The organism is Roseateles sp., from assembly GCF_047654805.1.
GTDB lineage: Bacteria > Pseudomonadota > Gammaproteobacteria > Burkholderiales > Burkholderiaceae_C > Pelomonas.
This window is the reverse complement of the sequence record NZ_JASGIV010000001.1, coordinates 2,283,402-2,298,991: the sequence shown is the minus strand read 5'-3', so window position 1 is coordinate 2,298,991 and position 15,590 is coordinate 2,283,402. Positions and strand designations below refer to the sequence as shown.

Below are 15,590 nucleotides of genomic sequence, written 5' to 3'. Positions count from 1 at the left end.
TTACGCTCTCGGCGGCTTTTGTTTTGAGCCCATGAAACGCCCCGTCATCACCCAGCCCCAGCTCGTGCCGGTCACGAGCATCGACAGCGACCTGCCCGCCGTACCGGCCGAGGCCCTGACCGCCGCGGCCGTCCGCGATCGGCTGCGAGCCTTGTCGGGCTGGACGCCCGAGTACGCCGGCGATGGGGGGCTGTTCTCGGACCGCCCGCCCGCCGGCGCCGCCGTGCTGGTACCCCTCGTGCAGCACGAGACGGGCTTGAAGCTGCTGCTGACGCGCCGTGCCGACCATCTGCGCGACCATGCCGGCCAGATCAGTTTTCCCGGCGGCCGTGTCGAGCCCGAGGACGATGGGCCGGTGGCAACCGCGCTGCGCGAGACCGAGGAAGAGATCGGCCTGCCGCGCCGCTACATCGAGGTCATTGGCCAGTTGCCCGTCTACTCGACCGTGACGGCCTTCCAGGTCACGCCGGTCGTGGCCCTTGTCGAGCCCGGCTTCACGCTGCGGCTGGACGACTTCGAGGTCGCCGAGGCCTTCGAGGTGCCGCTGGCCTGGCTGATGGATCCGGCCCATCACCGCCATCATCGTTTCGAGTTCGCGGGGACCGAGCGGCGCTTCCTCTCCATGCCCTGGCAGGGCCCCGAACGCGAGTACTTCATCTGGGGTGCGACGGCCGCGATGTTGCGCAACCTCTACCGTTTGCTGAGCAGGGTCTGACCCGGGCACTATCATCCGCGCCCATGAATTTCTTCGCGGTGCTGCTGGCTCTGTTGTGTGAGCAACTCAAGCCTTTGAGACATGGCAACCGGGTGCACCAGTCCGTCATTGCCTGGGTGCGCTGGACGGGGCGCAATTTCGATGCCGGTGACGAGCACCATGCCGTCGTCGTGTGGGCCATCACGGTCCTCGTGCCGGGCCTGGTCATTGCGCTGATCTTCCTCACGCTGCGCCACTTCAGCCTGCTGCTGGCGCTGGCGATGGACGTGCTGGTGCTGTACCTCACGCTGGGCTTTCGCCAGTTCAGCCACTATTTCACCGACATTCGCGATGCACTGGAGCGTGGTGACGACGCGACCGCACGCCAGCTGCTGGCCGAGTGGCGCCACCTGGACGCGAGCGAGCTGCCGCGCACGGAGCTGATCCGTCACGTCATCGAGCATTCGCTGCTTGCCGCGCACCGCCACGTCTTCGGCGTGTTCTTCTGGTTCATCGTCTTCTCGACGCTGGGGCTGGGGCCGGCCGGCGCGGTGGTCTACCGCATGGCCGAGTTCGCCGGCCGCTACTGGGCCTTCAAGAGCCGCACGCTGGATGCACCCACCAACACCCGGCTGCTGGCCTTGTCGCGCCAGGCCTTCAGCTGGATTGACCATCTGCCGGCGCGGCTGACGGCGACGGGTTTTGCCATCGTCGGCAACTTCGAGGAAGCGGTGAACGGCTGGCGCCGTGATGCCAGCCTCTGGCTGCATGCCAACGAGGGCATCATCCTGGCGTCGGCCGCTGGGGCCGTCGGCCTGCAGCTCGGTGGCGCGGCCGCGCCTGGCATCACCCCGGACCGCAGCAAGACCTTCGAGGCGGGCTCCGAGCCCGACGCCACCGGGGCTGCCGGCTCGACGGCCGGTGCACCGCCCCAACTGGGCCATCTGCAAAGCGTCGTCGGCCTGGTCTGGCGTTCCGTGGTGCTGTGGATGTTGCTGCTGGCACTGTTGACGCTGGCCAATCTGGTCGGCTGAGCGCTCGCTCGGGCGCAGGTCGTTCCCCTGAAAGAAAAGGCCGGGCACCCTTGCGGGTGCCCGGCCGGTGTCGCAGCTGCAGGGCGGATTACTTCAGCACCGTCTGCTGCATGAACAGCACCGTTGCGTAGAACTGGTAGTCCTGGTTGTCCTTCTTCTGGAAGCCATGTCCCTCGTTCTCGGCGCGTAGATACCAGACCGGCGTGCCGCCTTGGCGCACCGTAGCGACGATCTGCTCGGCCTCGGTGTAGGGCACGCGCGGGTCGTTCTTGCCCTGGATGACGAACAGCGGCTTCTTGATCTTTGCCGCGTTGGTCAGCGGCGAGATCTTCTCGAGGTGCGCCCGCATCGCCGGATCACGCTCGTCGCCGTACTCCACGCGGCGCAGGTCGCGGCGGTAGCTCTCGGTGTTGTTCAGGAAGGTCACGAAGTGCGAGATGCCGACGACGTCGATGGAGCCTGCGATGCGGTCCGCATAGTGCGTCGACACGGCCAGCGTCATGTAGCCGCCATAGCTGCCGCCCATGACCAGCACGCGTGAGGCGTCGAGGTCGGGCTGGGTGGCGATCCAGTCGAGCAGGGCACCGATGTCCTTGACGGAGTCCTCGCGCTTGAAGCCGTTGTCCATGGCCAGGAAGCTCTTGCCATAGCCGCTGGAGCCACGCACGTTGGGCTGGATCAGTGCCATGCCAAGCTCCTGCACGAAGTAGGCCGTGCGACCCAGGAAGCCGAAGCTGGCCTGGGACTCGGGGCCGCCGTGGATGGAGATCAGCACCGGGCGCTTGCCGCTGAACTTCTTGGGCGGCGCCGTCAGCATGCCGGAGATGGTCGTGCCGTCAAAGCTCTTCCAGCGCACGATCTTCTGCTCGCTGAAGCCCGCGGTGTCCATGCCGGCGGCGGCGGCAGCGCGCGTCCACTGCTGGACCTTGCCGTCCGCATCCAGCGAATAGATCTGGCTGGGACCCTGGGCGTTGCTGATCGAGAAGGCCAGCTCGCCGCGGCCGCGGTGATAGGAAGCCGCACCGACGTTGCCGTTGGGCAGGGCCGTCGGGGCGGGCAGCTCCTTGGCCGTCGCCGTATCGAAGAAATGCAGTTCGTCGCGACCGTCGACGTTGAACTGCGCGGCCAGCTTGGCACCGTCCTCGGTCAGCGTGACGCCGCTGACGTCCCAGGGGATATGGCTGCTGACGCGCTCGATGCGGCCGCTGGCCAGGTCCAGCTTCATCAGCTCGCGGAACTCGCCTGCACGGTCGCTGGCGATCCACAGCCAGCGACCATCGGGCGACCAGCCGGCTGGCGAGTGCGTGGCCTTGGCCTCCTGGCTGCCAGGGGCCGGGGCGACCTGCTTGGCGATACCGCTGGCAAGGTCCAGCATCCAGATCTGCGATTCATTCGCCGACAGGTAGCGTGTCAGAGACACGAGGCGCTCGTCGGGCGAGGGCCGGCCGGCAGCCCAGCCGCCACCGTCCAGCTCGGCGAGCTTGCGACGGCCCTCCGGCTTGGCGGGGTCCATCAGCCAGAGCGTCGTCGCGATCTTGCTGCGCGTACCGCCCTGTGCCGTGCGGTCGATGGGCACGGACGAGTAGATGAGTTGACCGCTCTTGCGCAGCCAGGTGTTGATGGAGTGGCGCTCGTCCGGGCTGGTCAGCAGCACGGGCTGGGCGCCGGGCTGGTCCAGTGCCAGGCGGTAGATCTGGCCCACCTCGTTGCCGCCGGCCGCACGCTCGAAGACGATGTACTGGCCGTGGCGCGGCTCGTAGCTGGCGCGCGTGACCGGGTCGGCGCCGTCGGTCAGCTGTACGCCGTCGGTCAACGGCGTCGTCACGCGGAAGATCTGGGCAGTGTTGGCGCCAGCCTTGCGATGGCTGACCAGCATCTCGCGCTGGGTCGGGTGCCAGTCGGCGAAGGTGTGGCCGCGGAAGTCGTTGTAGCGGCCGATGGCATCGGCCAGGCTCTGCGGCACGGCAGGGATGCCCTGGACGAGCAGGTTGGCATTCGGCGCGACGACCGCGGTTGGCGCTGTCGGCGACGCGCAGGCAGCCAGCAATGCGGTGCCGAGCGCGCAGAGGGAGGAGCGGAGACGATTCATAGGGGCCTCAAAAGGAAATGGGCGCTCAAAGCGCCCATTCTCGACCGGGTTGAACTCGGGTCTAACCCGCTGTGACTTCCCTCATGCGGTCTGCTGGATGCCGGCGATCAGCCAGCCTTCGCCGGACTTGACCAGATGCCAGATCTCGTCGAAGTCACTGGCGGCCTGATCGCTGGCTTCGCGCACGAGGCCCCAGAAACGCACGGAGACGATCTGCTGGCCATCCTCGGTTGCAACGTCCACGACGCTGGCGTCCAACTGCAGCACTTCGGTGCGCTGCGCCTGAGTACCGCGCTCCAGCAGTTCCTGCTGGATGCTGGCGTACATCTGTGGCGTCGTGAAGCGGCGCAGGTCGGCCTGGTCGCCGGCATCATTGGCCGCCTGCAGGCGGATGAACACCTGCTTGGCGATCTTCTCGAAGCCTGCGGCGTCGAAGTCAGCCGGTGCGGCACCCGCCGCAGCAGTTGCCGCCACGGGCGCGGCGGAGGACGCGGGCTGCGGCTGCCAGGCTGGCTGGGCCGGCTGCGGCTGGGCGTCGAAGTTCATGCCGTTGGCACCCGCCAGCTGCGGCGACTTCGGCGCTGCGAAGCGGCGCATCAGGAAGCGGATGGCCATGAATGCCACCAGGCCCAGCAGAACCATGGTCATCATGTTGGCCAGGCCCTCGCCGAAGCCAAGGTGGCTGGCCAGCGCGGCCAGGCCCAGGCCGGCGGCCAGGCCGGCGAGCGGACCCATCCACGAGCGCTTGGGTGCGGCGGCAGCAGCGGGTGCCGCTGCGGCTTGCTTGCCCGGTGCGGCCTGCTGGGGCGCGGCAGGCTGCTGTGCGGGGGGAGTGTGCGGGGTGGTCTGCGCGGGCGTGCTGCGCTTGATGCCACCACTGCCCAGGCGCTTGGCCTCGGCGTCGTGGGCGGGCAGGGCGAAGGCCAGCAGGGCGGCCAGGCTCACGGCAAGGATGCGGTTCAAGCGGAGTCTCCGGAAAAAGTAAGGGAACGAGCCAGAGATAGTGGCTCACCACATGATTTTCAAGCTTCTCGGATGTCGGCGACTATGGTTTTTCCGAAGTCTGGTCGCAACAGAAACCGAACAATGGCGCTCGCCGTGGCTTCGGCCGTCTGCAACTGGCCGCCGTCCTTCAGGCCCTGGAAGCGGGTCTGCTCGGGAAAACGTTCCGGATCGGCACCCCGCAGCTGCACCTGCATGTCGGTGTCGATGACGCCCGGCGCCAGCGACACGATGCCGACGTCGGGCTCTTCCAGAGCCAGGGCGCGGCTGAGGTGGTCCAGTCCGGCCTTCACCGCGCAGTAGGACGCGCTGCCCGCCATCGCGCGCCGGCCCAGGCCGGAGGAGATGTTGAGGATGCGACGCTCGGGAACGTTGCTCGTCTCGGCCAGGAAGACGCGGCTCAGCAACGCTGGCGCCTCCAGGCCGACGCGCAGCGCCGCGGACAATCCGGCGAGGTCGGAGCCGGCCAGCGGGCCGGGTTCACTGAGCAGGGCGGCGTTGTTGATCAGCGTGGCGCTTTGCCAACCAGTATGGACGCGCAGCCAGGCCTGCAGGCGCTCGGCAGCGGGCAGCGGGTCGGCCAGGTCCACGGGCCATTGCTCGGCCTGCAGGGACGGATTGAGCTTGCGGGCGATGCCAATGACGGTGTGATCGGGCTGCGCGAGCTGCCCGGCAAGGGCGGCACCCAGGCCGCGGGAGCTGCCGGTGACGATGTAGAGGTGCATTCAGAACTCCGGTGGACAGGTGAAGTGGTGGCCGGCGATGCGCAGTTCGCTGGCGTGCAGCAGCAGGCGCGGGCTGGCGGCCGCGATGTCGGGGGCGGCGTAGAGCGCATCCCCGAGGATGGCGTGCCCCAGCTGGGCCATATGCACGCGCAACTGGTGGCTGCGGCCGGTCAGCGGCTCGAGTGCGACGCGGGTCTGCTCGCCTTCATGCGCAAGCGTGCGCCAGCGCGTCTGCGAGGGCTTGCCTCGTGCATGGTCGACCTGCTGGCGCGGCCGGTTGGGCCAGTCGGCCGCCAGCGGCAGGTCGACGACACCTTCGCCTTCAAGACGGCCGGCCACGATGGCGACGTAGGTCTTGCCGACACGGCGCTCGGCGAAGTCAGCGCTGAGCTCGCGCTGGGCTGCAATGCCGCGCGCGAACAGCAGCAGGCCCGACGTGGGCTGGTCCAGGCGATGCACGATCAGCGCATCGGGGTAGAGCTGCTGTACCCGGGCGCTGGCGCAGTCGGGCTCTGTACGCCCCGGCACGCTGAGCAGGCCGGCGGGCTTGGCGATGACGACCATCCGGTCATCGGCGTGCAGCACCCGCATCAGCGCGACGAGACGACGATGCCGGCGGCGATCAGCGCGAAGGCCAGGCCGTGGTACCAGGCGGGCGCGACGCCCAGCAGGGCCGCCGAGATGACGGCGGCGAACACCGGCGTCAGGTTGACGAAGAAGCCGGCCAGCGCAGGCCCGGCCTCTGCGACACCCAGGCCCCAGCAGCGGTAGGCGATCAGCGATGGGCCGACGGCAACGTACACCAGCACGGCGACGAGGGTGGGGCTCCAGTGGATGGAGGCCGGCGCGATGAGCTGCTCCGCGCCGGCAGCCAGGCCCGAGAAGACGACGCCGAACATCAGCTGAGCCATCAGCGCCTCGGCCCAGTTCCATTCCGGCCGCTCGCCGGGCCGCAACCCGGTAGCTGGCCGCGCGAGCATCCAGGAGTAGACGGCCCAGGTGAAGATGGCCACCAGCATCAGCAGGTCGCCGGGCACGAAATGCACGGACAGCAGTGCCGCGGGGTCGCCGCGCGCGATGACGACCGCCACGCCGGCCAGTGACAGCGCTGCGCCGGCCAGTTGGCGCCGCCGTGGCCTGACACCGTAGAACACGGCGCCGACGCCCAGCATCCAGACCGGCATGCTGGCCGTGATCAGCGTGACGTTCAGGGGCGACGAGGTGTGCAGGGCGAGGTACTGCAGCGCGTTGTAGCAACCCATGCCGAGCAAGCCCAGCCAGGCCAGGCCGCGCCAGCGCCGCAGCGCCTCGCCGGGACGGGCAAGCAGCCGGCGCGCCAGCGGCGCCAGCAGCGTGAAGGCCAGCAGCCAGCGCAGCCCGTTCAGCGCCATCGGTGGAATGTCGTTGCGCACCAGCCGGCCGACGACCGCATTGCCTGCCCACAGCAGCGGCGGCAGCGTCAACAACAGAGCAAGGCGTGGGGTCAGCGTCATCGGGCGGCGCGCGCGGGGCAAAGGGCTGGCACGATAGCCGACAACGCAACGAGGAGTGCTGTGATGAAGGAAAAGGCCGTCGTGATCGACGCCCCGGGTGGGCCGGAGCAACTGAAGCTGGTGGATGTGGACGTGGGCGCGCCCGGACCGGGGGAGATCCGCATCCGCCATGAGGCTTGCGGGCTCAACTACATCGACGTCTACCATCGCAATGGCAGCTACCCGTTACCCCTGCCGGCGCGGCTGGGCATGGAGGGCGCAGGCGTCGTGGAGGCGGTGGGCGAGGGCGTCAACCATCTGAAGCCGGGCGACCGTGCGGCCTATGCCAGCCAGCCGCCAGGCGCCTATGCGACTGCGCGCGTGATGCCGGCCAAGTGCGTGCTCAAGCTGCCCGACGAGATCTCTTTCGAGACCGGTGCCGCCATGATGCTCAAGGGGCTGACGGTCCAGTACCTGCTGCGCAAGACGCTGCCCCAGGGCGGGCTGCAGGCGGGCGACTTCGTGCTCTTCCATGCTGCGGCTGGCGGGGTGGGCCTGATTGCCTGCCAATGGGCGCGTGCGCTGGGCCTGCAGTTGATCGGCACTGCGGGCAGTGCCGAGAAGTGCCAGCTCGTGCTGGAGAACGGCGCGACGCATGCGATCAACTACCGTGGCGAGGACTTCGCGGCCCGGGTGCGCGACATCACCGGCGGGCGGGGCGTCAAGGTGGTCTACGACTCCGTTGGCGCCGACACCTGGGAAGGATCGCTGAACAGTCTGGCGCCGTTTGGCCTGCTGGCCAGCTTCGGCGCGGCCTCGGGGCCGGTGCCGCCCTTCAGCGTGGGCACGCTGGCGGCCAAGGGCTCGGTCTACGTGACGCGACCTACGCTCTTCACGCACATCGCGACGCACGAGGCTACCCAGGCCATGGGAGACGATCTGTTCGAGATGGTGGCCAGCGGCCAGGTCGGCATCCGCATCGACAAGCGATACGCGCTGGCCGACGTGGCCGAGGCGCACCGCGACCTGGAGGCACGCCGGCTTGTCGGCAGCGCAGTGCTATTGCCCTGAGAACAGGCACTATCCAGCCGATGCGCAAGGGGTGGTGAAGCAGTTTTTGGATCAGCCACTTAAGTTTCTTGTGGCTTGATCTCGCGAAGCTCCAGCGCTGCATGCAACGTTGGGGACCCTACCGCGGCCCATCGCCGCGTCGGCCACGTCTTCGTCGATGGCGGCCCGGCGGCGAATGCGCCAGACCCGATCGCACTTCTGACTGCACTTCAGAGGGCCAGGGCCCTGTGGGGACAGGCGGTCGACATCGTGATGATCAGCATCGGAACGGCAAATCCCCAGCCAGGCCAGGAGCCAGTGAGCATGCCTCAGCGGGGAATGACGTTGGTCAAACCCCCGCTTGACGTGGGATGGCGGCCCGGGAACGCCACGCAACTCACGCAGCTGCGGCAGCTTCGGGGGGAGCAGCTACATCCGCCTGGACTTCACGCAACCTGCGAACCAGCAGAAACGGCTGGGCCTGCGCCTGGGGCCGGACGTTGCGAACGCCGGGAGTACCTCCGCTTTGACGACCGCGGGAGACGAATGCCTTGCCTCCCTCAGCGATCAACAGAAGGCGCTCATCAAGAGCATCTTGAGCGAACGGGAACGCCGTGTTGCTCAGTGCGCGCGGCCGCGGCGGCGCGCGATGGCGCCGATGGCGATGAGGCCGGCCAGCATCAGCGCGTAGCTTTCCGGCTCGGGCACCGGCTGAGCCTGGATGTTGAGCGAGCCGGTGAAGCCGACCGAACCACCGATCAGGTTGCCGGTGACGACCAGCGTGTGCAGGGTGGGTGTCAGGCTGCTGGCCGTGTAGGTCCAGGCATCGACGCCGATGCCGCCCGGCAGGCTCAGGTTGACGTCGGGCGTGAAGGGATTGCCGTCAAAGGTGACGCCGGTGACGTCGAAGCCGCTGCCGCCCGCGAAGTTGGCGGTGATGACGGCATTGAGATCGATGCTGGTCCAACCCGACAGGCTGCTGAGATCCAGCGTGAAGGTGTTGGTGCCACTGCTGGCGGCCGAGAAGCTGCCGGACCACTGGTTGGGGCCATTGCTGATCAGCGTGATCGGCGTGGCGGCCGAGGCGAGCGTGCTGGCGAGCAGCAGACCGGCGGAGATCAGGGCGGACTTGAGCAGCATGTGTGGACCCGGTTGTGTGGAGTTGTTGCCGAGTATGTCATCCCTACGGTGACAAATGCACGAAAACGGCTAGCCAGCACCAAGCACGCCGCCGGCGTCCGGTGGAGCTCAGATGATGCGGCGCAGCGCGACCTCGAAACTGAACGCCGAGCCGACGCCGGGCTCGCTCTTGACCCCCACGCTGCCGCCCATCAGGGCCACCAGGCGCTGCACGATGGTCAGGCCCAGGCCCGTGCCGCCGTAGCGCCGCGTGATGCTGCCGTCGGCCTGCGTGAATGGATCGAAGATCTGGCTGATCTGATCCCGCGTCATGCCGATGCCGGTGTCCGTGACGCAGCCGTTCAGGCGCAGGCGCGTCGGCGGGTCGCCTTCACGCGGCTCGGCCAGCGCGATCTCGATGCGCACATCGCCGTGCTCGGTGAACTTCAGTGCATTGCCGATCAGGTTGATGAGGACCTGTCGCAGGCGCAGCGCGTCGCCGACCAGCCAGGACGGCACGCCGGGTTGCACGTGGGTGTGCAGCTGTATGCGCTTCTCGTGTGCCTGCAGCAGCAGCGGCTGCAGCGCTTCGCCCAGGCAGTCTTGCAGGCTGAAAGGAGTTTCCTCGATGACGATGCGGCCGGCCTCGATCTTGGCCACGTCCAGCAGGTCATTGATGATGGTCATCAGGCCCTTGGCGGACTGGTGGGCCATGCCGATGAAGCGGCGCTGGCGCTCGTCGAGTTCGGTCTGCAACACCAGCTCGGTCAGGCCCAGCACACCGTTCATCGGGGTGCGGATCTCATGGCTCATGTTGGCCAGGAACGAGCTCTTGGCCTGGCTGGCCGTCTCGGCCGCCTCGCGCGCGGCGACCAGGGCGGCCTGGCTGGCCTTGAGGTCGGCGATGTCACGCGCGTTCAGGAGCATGACGGTGTCGCCGGTGACGGGGTCTCGCATGGGGCGGGCGTCCAGGGCATGCCAGCATGGGCCGGCCAGGGTCTGGAGCTCGGCATCTTGGCGGCAGGTCTCGCCGCGCTGCACGCGGCTGAGGATGCTGGCGGCGTCGTGGGCGTGGGCGAAGAGGCGGGCGAACTCGGTGCCGCCCGCGGGCGGGGCTGTGTCGCCGAAGGTGAGCGCCGCGGCCGGGTTGCGCATCAGCAGTTCGCCGGCATCCGGGCCGAGCAGGCCGAACACGGCAATGCGCACCGAGGTGTGCTGCAGGGCCTCGACGCCGCGCAGCATGGACAGGTCCGCGCCGCCGCCCAGGGAATCGGCTGCGAACAGCATGACCTGGCGACGGTCGGGCGTGCGCATGCCGCGCGAGACCAGCATGACGGTGGTCGGCTCGCCCTTCGGGTAGAGGGTCCACTGCTCGCGGACGATCTTGCCCTGGGCATGGTCGGCTGCCGTGACGGCCAGGCGCTCCTGGACGGTGTCGCCATGCTCGGTGAAGTCGCGCGAGAGGAATTCCTCCGCACTGTCGGCATGCCAGAAACGCAGGGCCGCGGCATTCGCCCAGAGGTTGCGCCGGTGCTCGGGATCGAACACCCACAGGGGGACATCGAGCCAGTCATAGTGGCTCAGGCTGGCGAAGTCGAGGAGCATGGAGGGCGGCAAGCGGCGCGCGATTGTCACCGCATGTCACGCGGGACTGCGTGAACTACTGCGCTTGTCCGGCGTCGGGAGGGCCGAGGGCGGCGCGGTAGGCATGCCAACTGGCGTGGCCCAGCCAGGGGCCGACGACGACGAGGCCGGCGAAGTACGGCAACATGGCCCCCACGATCAACGTCGTCACGATCAGGCCCCAGAACAGCATGACCAGCGGCTGGGTCAGGCAGAGCTTGAGGCTGGCGAGGCCGGCCGTGACGGCGTCGGTGTCGCGGTCCAGCAGCAGCGGCATGGCGATGACGCTGACGGCGAAGATCAGGCCAGCAAAGACGGCACCGACGCCCAGGTAGGCGGCGATGAAGCCCAGGTTGTCGGGGTTGAGCAACTGCCGCAGCGAGCCGGCGAAATCCGGCATGCCGTCGAAGCTGACGGCGAACACGACCAGGGCTGCCCGGCCCCACAGCATCTCCAGGATGAGCAGCACGAAGCCGAAGATCGCGATCTGGCGGACGTTGGCCATCCAGGCACCGAGTGCATCCTCGATGCTGGGCTTCTCGCTGCGCTCCAGGCGCAGGCTGACCTGGTAGAGGCCCAGGCACAGCAGCGGTCCGAGCAGCAGGAAGCCGGCGCACAAGGCCAGCGTGTAGATCGGGGCGTGGCGGAACACCGCCAGCACCGTCAGGCCCATCAGCGCGAAGCAGGCCCCGAAGAAGGCGGCGATGCCGGGGGCGCGCCGCAGGTCTGCCCAGCCCAGCCTCAGCCAGCGCAGCGGCGCCGACAGGGGCAGGCGCTGCAGCGACGGGCCGAGCTCGACGGCGGGCTCGGGAACGTAGGGCGTGTACTGGGGGGAGGGAGGTTCAGGTGCGTCGGACACGGCGCAGTTCATCCAGGATCAACAGGATGGCGCCGATGGTGATCGCACTGTCTGCGACGTTGAAAGCGGGGAAATACCAGCCGCGGGCATGAACCTGGATGAAGTCGACGACGTAGCCGTGGATGGCGCGGTCGATGACGTTGCCCAGGGCGCCGCCGAGGATCAGCGTGAGCGCCCAGGCGAACATCTTCTGGTGGCCATGGCGGCGCAGCATCCAGATGATGAAGCCGGCCGCGACGACCCCCAGGCCCAGGAAGAACCAGCGCTGCCAGCCCGAGGCCCCATGCAGGAAGCTGAAGGCAGCTCCGTAGTTGTGTGCGCGCACCAGGTTGAAGAAACCGGTGACTGGATGGACATCGCCCAGCTGGAAGGCGCCGAGGATCAGTATCTTGGTGAACTGGTCGGCCAGGATGATGACGGCGGCGATCAGCAGCCAGGCGGTGAGGCTGTATGAGGAAGAGCGAGAAGGCATGGTCTGGGCGCGAGGCGAGGGGCGTCAATGTAACTTGCCACCGGGCTTGGGCTTGTAGGCGCAGGTGAAGCGGCGTAGAAGCAGGACTCTGCCTTCCTACTGGAGGACGCCATGCGAAAGCGCATCTACTGGCTGCTGCCCGACCTGGGCAGCGCGCGGCGGACGATGGACGAGCTGCTGCTCGCCCGCATCACCGAGCATCACATCCATTTCGTGGCGACCGAGGGTGCGCCCATGGACGGCCTGCACGCGGCCAATGTGCTGCAGACGTCCGACCTTGTCGAGGCTGCCCAGTATGGGGCGCTGATCGGCTCCGGCCTGGGCGCCGCAGGCGGCGTGGCGGCGGCCTTCGCCTTCGACCCAGCCTCGCCGGCGGCCCTGGTCATCGGGGTGGCGGCGGTGGGGGCCATGCTCGGAACCTGGTCGTCCAGCATGATCGGCAGCTCGACGCCGAGCCGGCGTCTGAAACGCTTCGAACAGGCCCTCATCGACGGGCAATACCTGCTCATCGTTGACGTGCCACGCACCCGGGTGGGCGAGATCGAGCGTCTGCTCGAACGCACCCATCCCGAGGCGCATTTCGAGGGCCGGGAGCCCAACGTCCCGGCCTTCCCCTGAGCTGGCTCAGGCGATGGTGCGGGTCTCTCCCGCGCCGTGCAGGTTGCTGTCGCAGCGCCCGCACAGCGTCGGGTGGGCGGCGATCTGACCGACATCGGCACGGTAGTGCCAGCAGCGCTCGCACTTGGCGTGCGGGCTGGGCGTGACGACGACGCCGAACTGCGCGGCGGACACCAGCTTCACGGCCGAGGTGATGAAGACGAAGCGCAGGTCGTCGCCCAGGCTTCGCAGCAAGGCCTCGTCCTGTTCGTCGACCTGCAGCGTCAGCTCGGCCTGCAGCGAGGCGCCGACGGCGCCGGTCACGCGCACGGCCTCAATGGCCTTGTTGACCTCGTCGCGGATGTCGTGGATGCGCTGCCACTTGGCCAGCAGGCTGGCGTCGGTGCTGCCGAAGTCCCAGTAGGTCTCGACGAAGATGCTCTCGCCCTTGTTGAACACCTGCCAGGCCTCCTCGGCAGTGAAGCTCAGGAAGGGGGCCATCCAGCGCAGCATGGCGTGCGTGATCTGCCACAGCGCGGTCTGCGCCGAGCGGCGCGCGAGTGACTTCGGGGCCGTCGTGTAGAGGCGGTCCTTCAGCACGTCCAGGTAGAACGCGCCCAGGTCTTCCGAGCAGTAGACCTGCAGCTTGGCGACGACGGGGTGGAATTCGTAGCGCTCGAAGTGGGCCAGGATGTCGGCCTGCAGCTCGGCGGCACGGGCCAGCGCGTAGCGGTCCACTTCCAGCAGCTGCTCCACCGGGACGGCGTCGCTTGCCGGATCGAAATCGCTCGTGTTCGCGAGCAGGAAGCGCAGCGTGTTGCGGATGCGGCGGTAGCCGTCGACGACGCGGGCCAGGATCTTGTCGTCCCCGGCGATGTCGCCCGAATAGTCGGACGCCGCGACCCACAGCCGGATGATCTCGGCGCCAAGCTTCTGGCTGACTTCCTGCGGCTGGATGCCGTTGCCAAGCGACTTGCTCATCTTGCGGCCCTGGCTGTCCACGGTGAAGCCATGGGTCAGCAGGCCACGGTACGGGGCGCGGCCCTGCAACGCACAGCTCAGCAGCAGCGAGCTGTGGAACCAGCCGCGGTGCTGGTCATGGCCTTCGAGGTAGAGGTCGGCCTCGGGGCCGCTCTCATGGGCCGCGCCGGCATGGCTGCCCTTGAGCACGTGCTGGAAGGTGGAGCCGGAGTCGAACCAGACGTCCAGGATGTCGTTGCCCTTGGTGTACTGGGCGGCTTCATCGCCCAGCCAGTCGCGCGCGTCGAGTTGCGACCAGGCTTCCACGCCACCTTGCTCGACGATCTGTGCTGCGCGTTCGATGAACTCCAGCGTGTTCGGGTGGGCCTCGCCGGTGTCCTTGTGCAGGAACACGGGCAGCGGGACACCCCAGGAGCGCTGGCGGGAGATGCACCAGTCGGGCCGGCCGGAGATCATGTCGTGCAGGCGGGCGCGGCCGTTCTCGGGGTAGAAGCTCGTCGCCTCGATGGCGGCCAGTGCCGTCTTGCGCAGCGTGTCCGGTGCCTTGTCGGTCGTGAACAGGCCCTCGCCCTCATCCATGCGCACGAACCACTGGGCGGCGGCGCGATAGATGACCGGCGACTTGTGGCGCCAGCAGTGGGGGTAGCTGTGCAAGAGCTTGGACTGAGCCATCAGCCTGCCGTTGTCCAGCAGCGCCTGCGCGACGGCGGCATTGGCTTTCCAGATGTGCTGGCCACCAAACAGCGGCAGGTCGGCGGCATAGGTGCCGTTGCCCTGCACGGGGTTCAGGATGTCGTCGAACGCCAGGCCATGGGCGATGCAGGACTGGAAGTCGTCCAGGCCGTACGCGGGCGCGGAATGCACGACACCGGTGCCGTCGTCGGCAGTGGCGTAGTCCGCGAGATAGACCGGGCTCTCGCGGTCATAGCCGGGGTGCACATGGGCCAGCGGGTGCTTGAACTTCAGCAGCTCGAGCTTGCGGCCCGGCACGACGGCCACGACGCTGCCTTGCAGTTCCCAGCGTGCGAGGCATTTCTCCACCAGCGCCTCGGCGACGACAAAGAAGCCCTTGGGCGTGTCGACCAGTGCATAGGGCAGCTCGGGGTTGAGGTTGAGCGCCTGGTTGGCCGGGATGGTCCAGGGAGTCGTCGTCCAGATGACGGTGAAGGCATCCTTGTTGAGCGGGGCGACGCCGAAGGCGGCGGCGAGCTTGTCGGGCTCGGCGCTCAGGAAGGCAACGTCCACGGCCGGGCTCTGCTTGTCGGCGTACTCGATCTCGAACTCGGCCAGGGACGAGCCGCAGTCGAAGCACCAGTAGACCGGCTTCAGGCCGCGGTAGACGAAGCCGCGCTCGAACAGGCGCTTGAGCACGCGGATCTCGCCAGCCTCGTTGACGAAATCCATCGTCTTGTAGGGATGGTCCCACTCACCCAGCACGCCCAGGCGCTTGAAGTCCAGGCGCTGCTGGTCGATCTGTTCGGCGGCGTAGGCACGGCTCTTGGCCTGCACCTCGTCGCGCGGCAGGCCGCGGCCGAAGGTCTTCTCGATCTGGTTCTCGATGGGCAGGCCGTGGCAGTCCCAGCCGGGGATGTAGGCCGCGTCGAAGCCCGCCAGCTGGCGGGCCTTGACGATCATGTCCTTCAGGATCTTGTTGACGGCGTGACCCATGTGGATCTGGCCGTTGGCGTAGGGCGGGCCGTCGTGCAGCACGAACTTGGGAGCGCCGCAGCGCGCGTCACGCAGGCGCTTGTACAGGCCTTGCTCCTCCCAGGCCTTGACCCAGCCCGGCTCGCGCTTGGGCAGGTCGCCGCGCATGGGGAAGGGCGTCTCGGGCAGGTTGAGCGTGGAACGGTAGTCCGGGGTGGTCATGGCG

At 68.2% G+C, this 15,590-nt stretch carries 14 protein-coding genes; 4 read left to right on the top strand and 10 right to left on the bottom strand.

The features are described from left to right. Positions 1-31: 31 nt before the first annotated feature. Both QM732_RS10160 and QM732_RS10155 read left to right on the top strand, forming a co-directional pair. Positions 32-715: a CoA pyrophosphatase gene (locus QM732_RS10160; RefSeq protein ID WP_415656043.1), complete on the top strand. Its 684-nt coding sequence runs from the start codon at positions 32-34 to the stop codon at positions 713-715. Positions 716-738: 23 nt separating this feature from the next. Further along, complete coding sequence (locus QM732_RS10155) at positions 739-1,728, top strand: CobD/CbiB family protein (RefSeq protein ID WP_415656042.1); 990 nt, start codon at positions 739-741, stop codon at positions 1,726-1,728. Positions 1,729-1,816: 88 nt separating this feature from the next. Here the strand turns inward: QM732_RS10155 and QM732_RS10150 are convergent, their stop codons facing one another. The 5 genes from QM732_RS10150 to QM732_RS10130 form a co-directional block, all read right to left on the bottom strand. Next, entirely contained in the window at positions 1,817-3,817 is a 2,001-nt protein-coding gene (locus tag QM732_RS10150) for a prolyl oligopeptidase family serine peptidase (RefSeq protein ID WP_415656041.1), read from the bottom strand. A gap of 81 nt (positions 3,818-3,898) precedes the next feature. Further along, positions 3,899-4,780 carry a Tim44 domain-containing protein gene (locus QM732_RS10145; protein ID WP_415656040.1) on the bottom strand — a complete coding sequence of 294 codons (882 nt, stop codon included), beginning with the start codon at positions 4,778-4,780 and terminating at the stop codon, positions 3,899-3,901. A gap of 59 nt (positions 4,781-4,839) precedes the next feature. Then, positions 4,840-5,544: an SDR family NAD(P)-dependent oxidoreductase gene (locus QM732_RS10140; RefSeq protein ID WP_415656039.1), complete on the bottom strand. Its 705-nt coding sequence runs from the start codon at positions 5,542-5,544 to the stop codon at positions 4,840-4,842. Next, a complete protein-coding gene (locus QM732_RS10135; RefSeq protein ID WP_415656038.1) occupies positions 5,545-6,135 on the bottom strand; it encodes a pseudouridine synthase in 591 nt (196 codons plus the stop codon). Next, on the bottom strand, positions 6,135-7,037 hold the full coding sequence (locus tag QM732_RS10130) for a DMT family transporter (protein WP_415656037.1): 903 nt from the start codon (positions 7,035-7,037) through the stop codon (positions 6,135-6,137). The genes QM732_RS10135 and QM732_RS10130 overlap by 1 nt, the downstream gene beginning before the upstream one ends. A gap of 63 nt (positions 7,038-7,100) precedes the next feature. On the opposite strand from QM732_RS10130, the gene QM732_RS10125 reads away from it, so the two are divergent. Continuing rightward, entirely contained in the window at positions 7,101-8,087 is a 987-nt protein-coding gene (locus tag QM732_RS10125) for a quinone oxidoreductase family protein (RefSeq protein ID WP_415656036.1), read from the top strand. Positions 8,088-8,687: 600 nt separating this feature from the next. On the opposite strand, the gene QM732_RS10120 is transcribed toward QM732_RS10125, so the two are convergent. The 4 genes from QM732_RS10120 to lspA form a co-directional block, all read right to left on the bottom strand. Beyond that, entirely contained in the window at positions 8,688-9,206 is a 519-nt protein-coding gene (locus tag QM732_RS10120; protein WP_415656035.1) for an FxDxF family PEP-CTERM protein, read from the bottom strand. 108 nt (positions 9,207-9,314) lie between these two features. After that, a complete protein-coding gene (locus QM732_RS10115; RefSeq protein WP_415656034.1) occupies positions 9,315-10,790 on the bottom strand; it encodes an ATP-binding protein in 1,476 nt (491 codons plus the stop codon). Positions 10,791-10,845: 55 nt separating this feature from the next. Then, positions 10,846-11,667 (bottom strand): DUF2189 domain-containing protein, encoded by an 822-nt coding sequence (locus QM732_RS10110; protein WP_415656033.1) that lies wholly within the window; start codon positions 11,665-11,667, stop codon positions 10,846-10,848. Beyond that, positions 11,651-12,139: a signal peptidase II gene (gene lspA, locus QM732_RS10105; RefSeq protein ID WP_415656032.1), complete on the bottom strand. Its 489-nt coding sequence runs from the start codon at positions 12,137-12,139 to the stop codon at positions 11,651-11,653. Before lspA ends, QM732_RS10110 begins: the two co-directional genes overlap by 17 nt. 111 nt (positions 12,140-12,250) lie before the next feature. On the opposite strand from lspA, the gene QM732_RS10100 reads away from it, so the two are divergent. Beyond that, positions 12,251-12,757, top strand: coding sequence for a DUF1269 domain-containing protein (locus QM732_RS10100; RefSeq protein WP_415656031.1), 507 nt, complete (start codon positions 12,251-12,253; stop codon positions 12,755-12,757). A gap of 6 nt (positions 12,758-12,763) precedes the next feature. Here the strand turns inward: QM732_RS10100 and ileS are convergent, their stop codons facing one another. Further along, on the bottom strand, positions 12,764-15,586 hold the full coding sequence (gene ileS / locus QM732_RS10095; RefSeq protein WP_415656030.1) for an isoleucine--tRNA ligase: 2,823 nt from the start codon (positions 15,584-15,586) through the stop codon (positions 12,764-12,766). Positions 15,587-15,590: the final 4 nt, after the last annotated feature.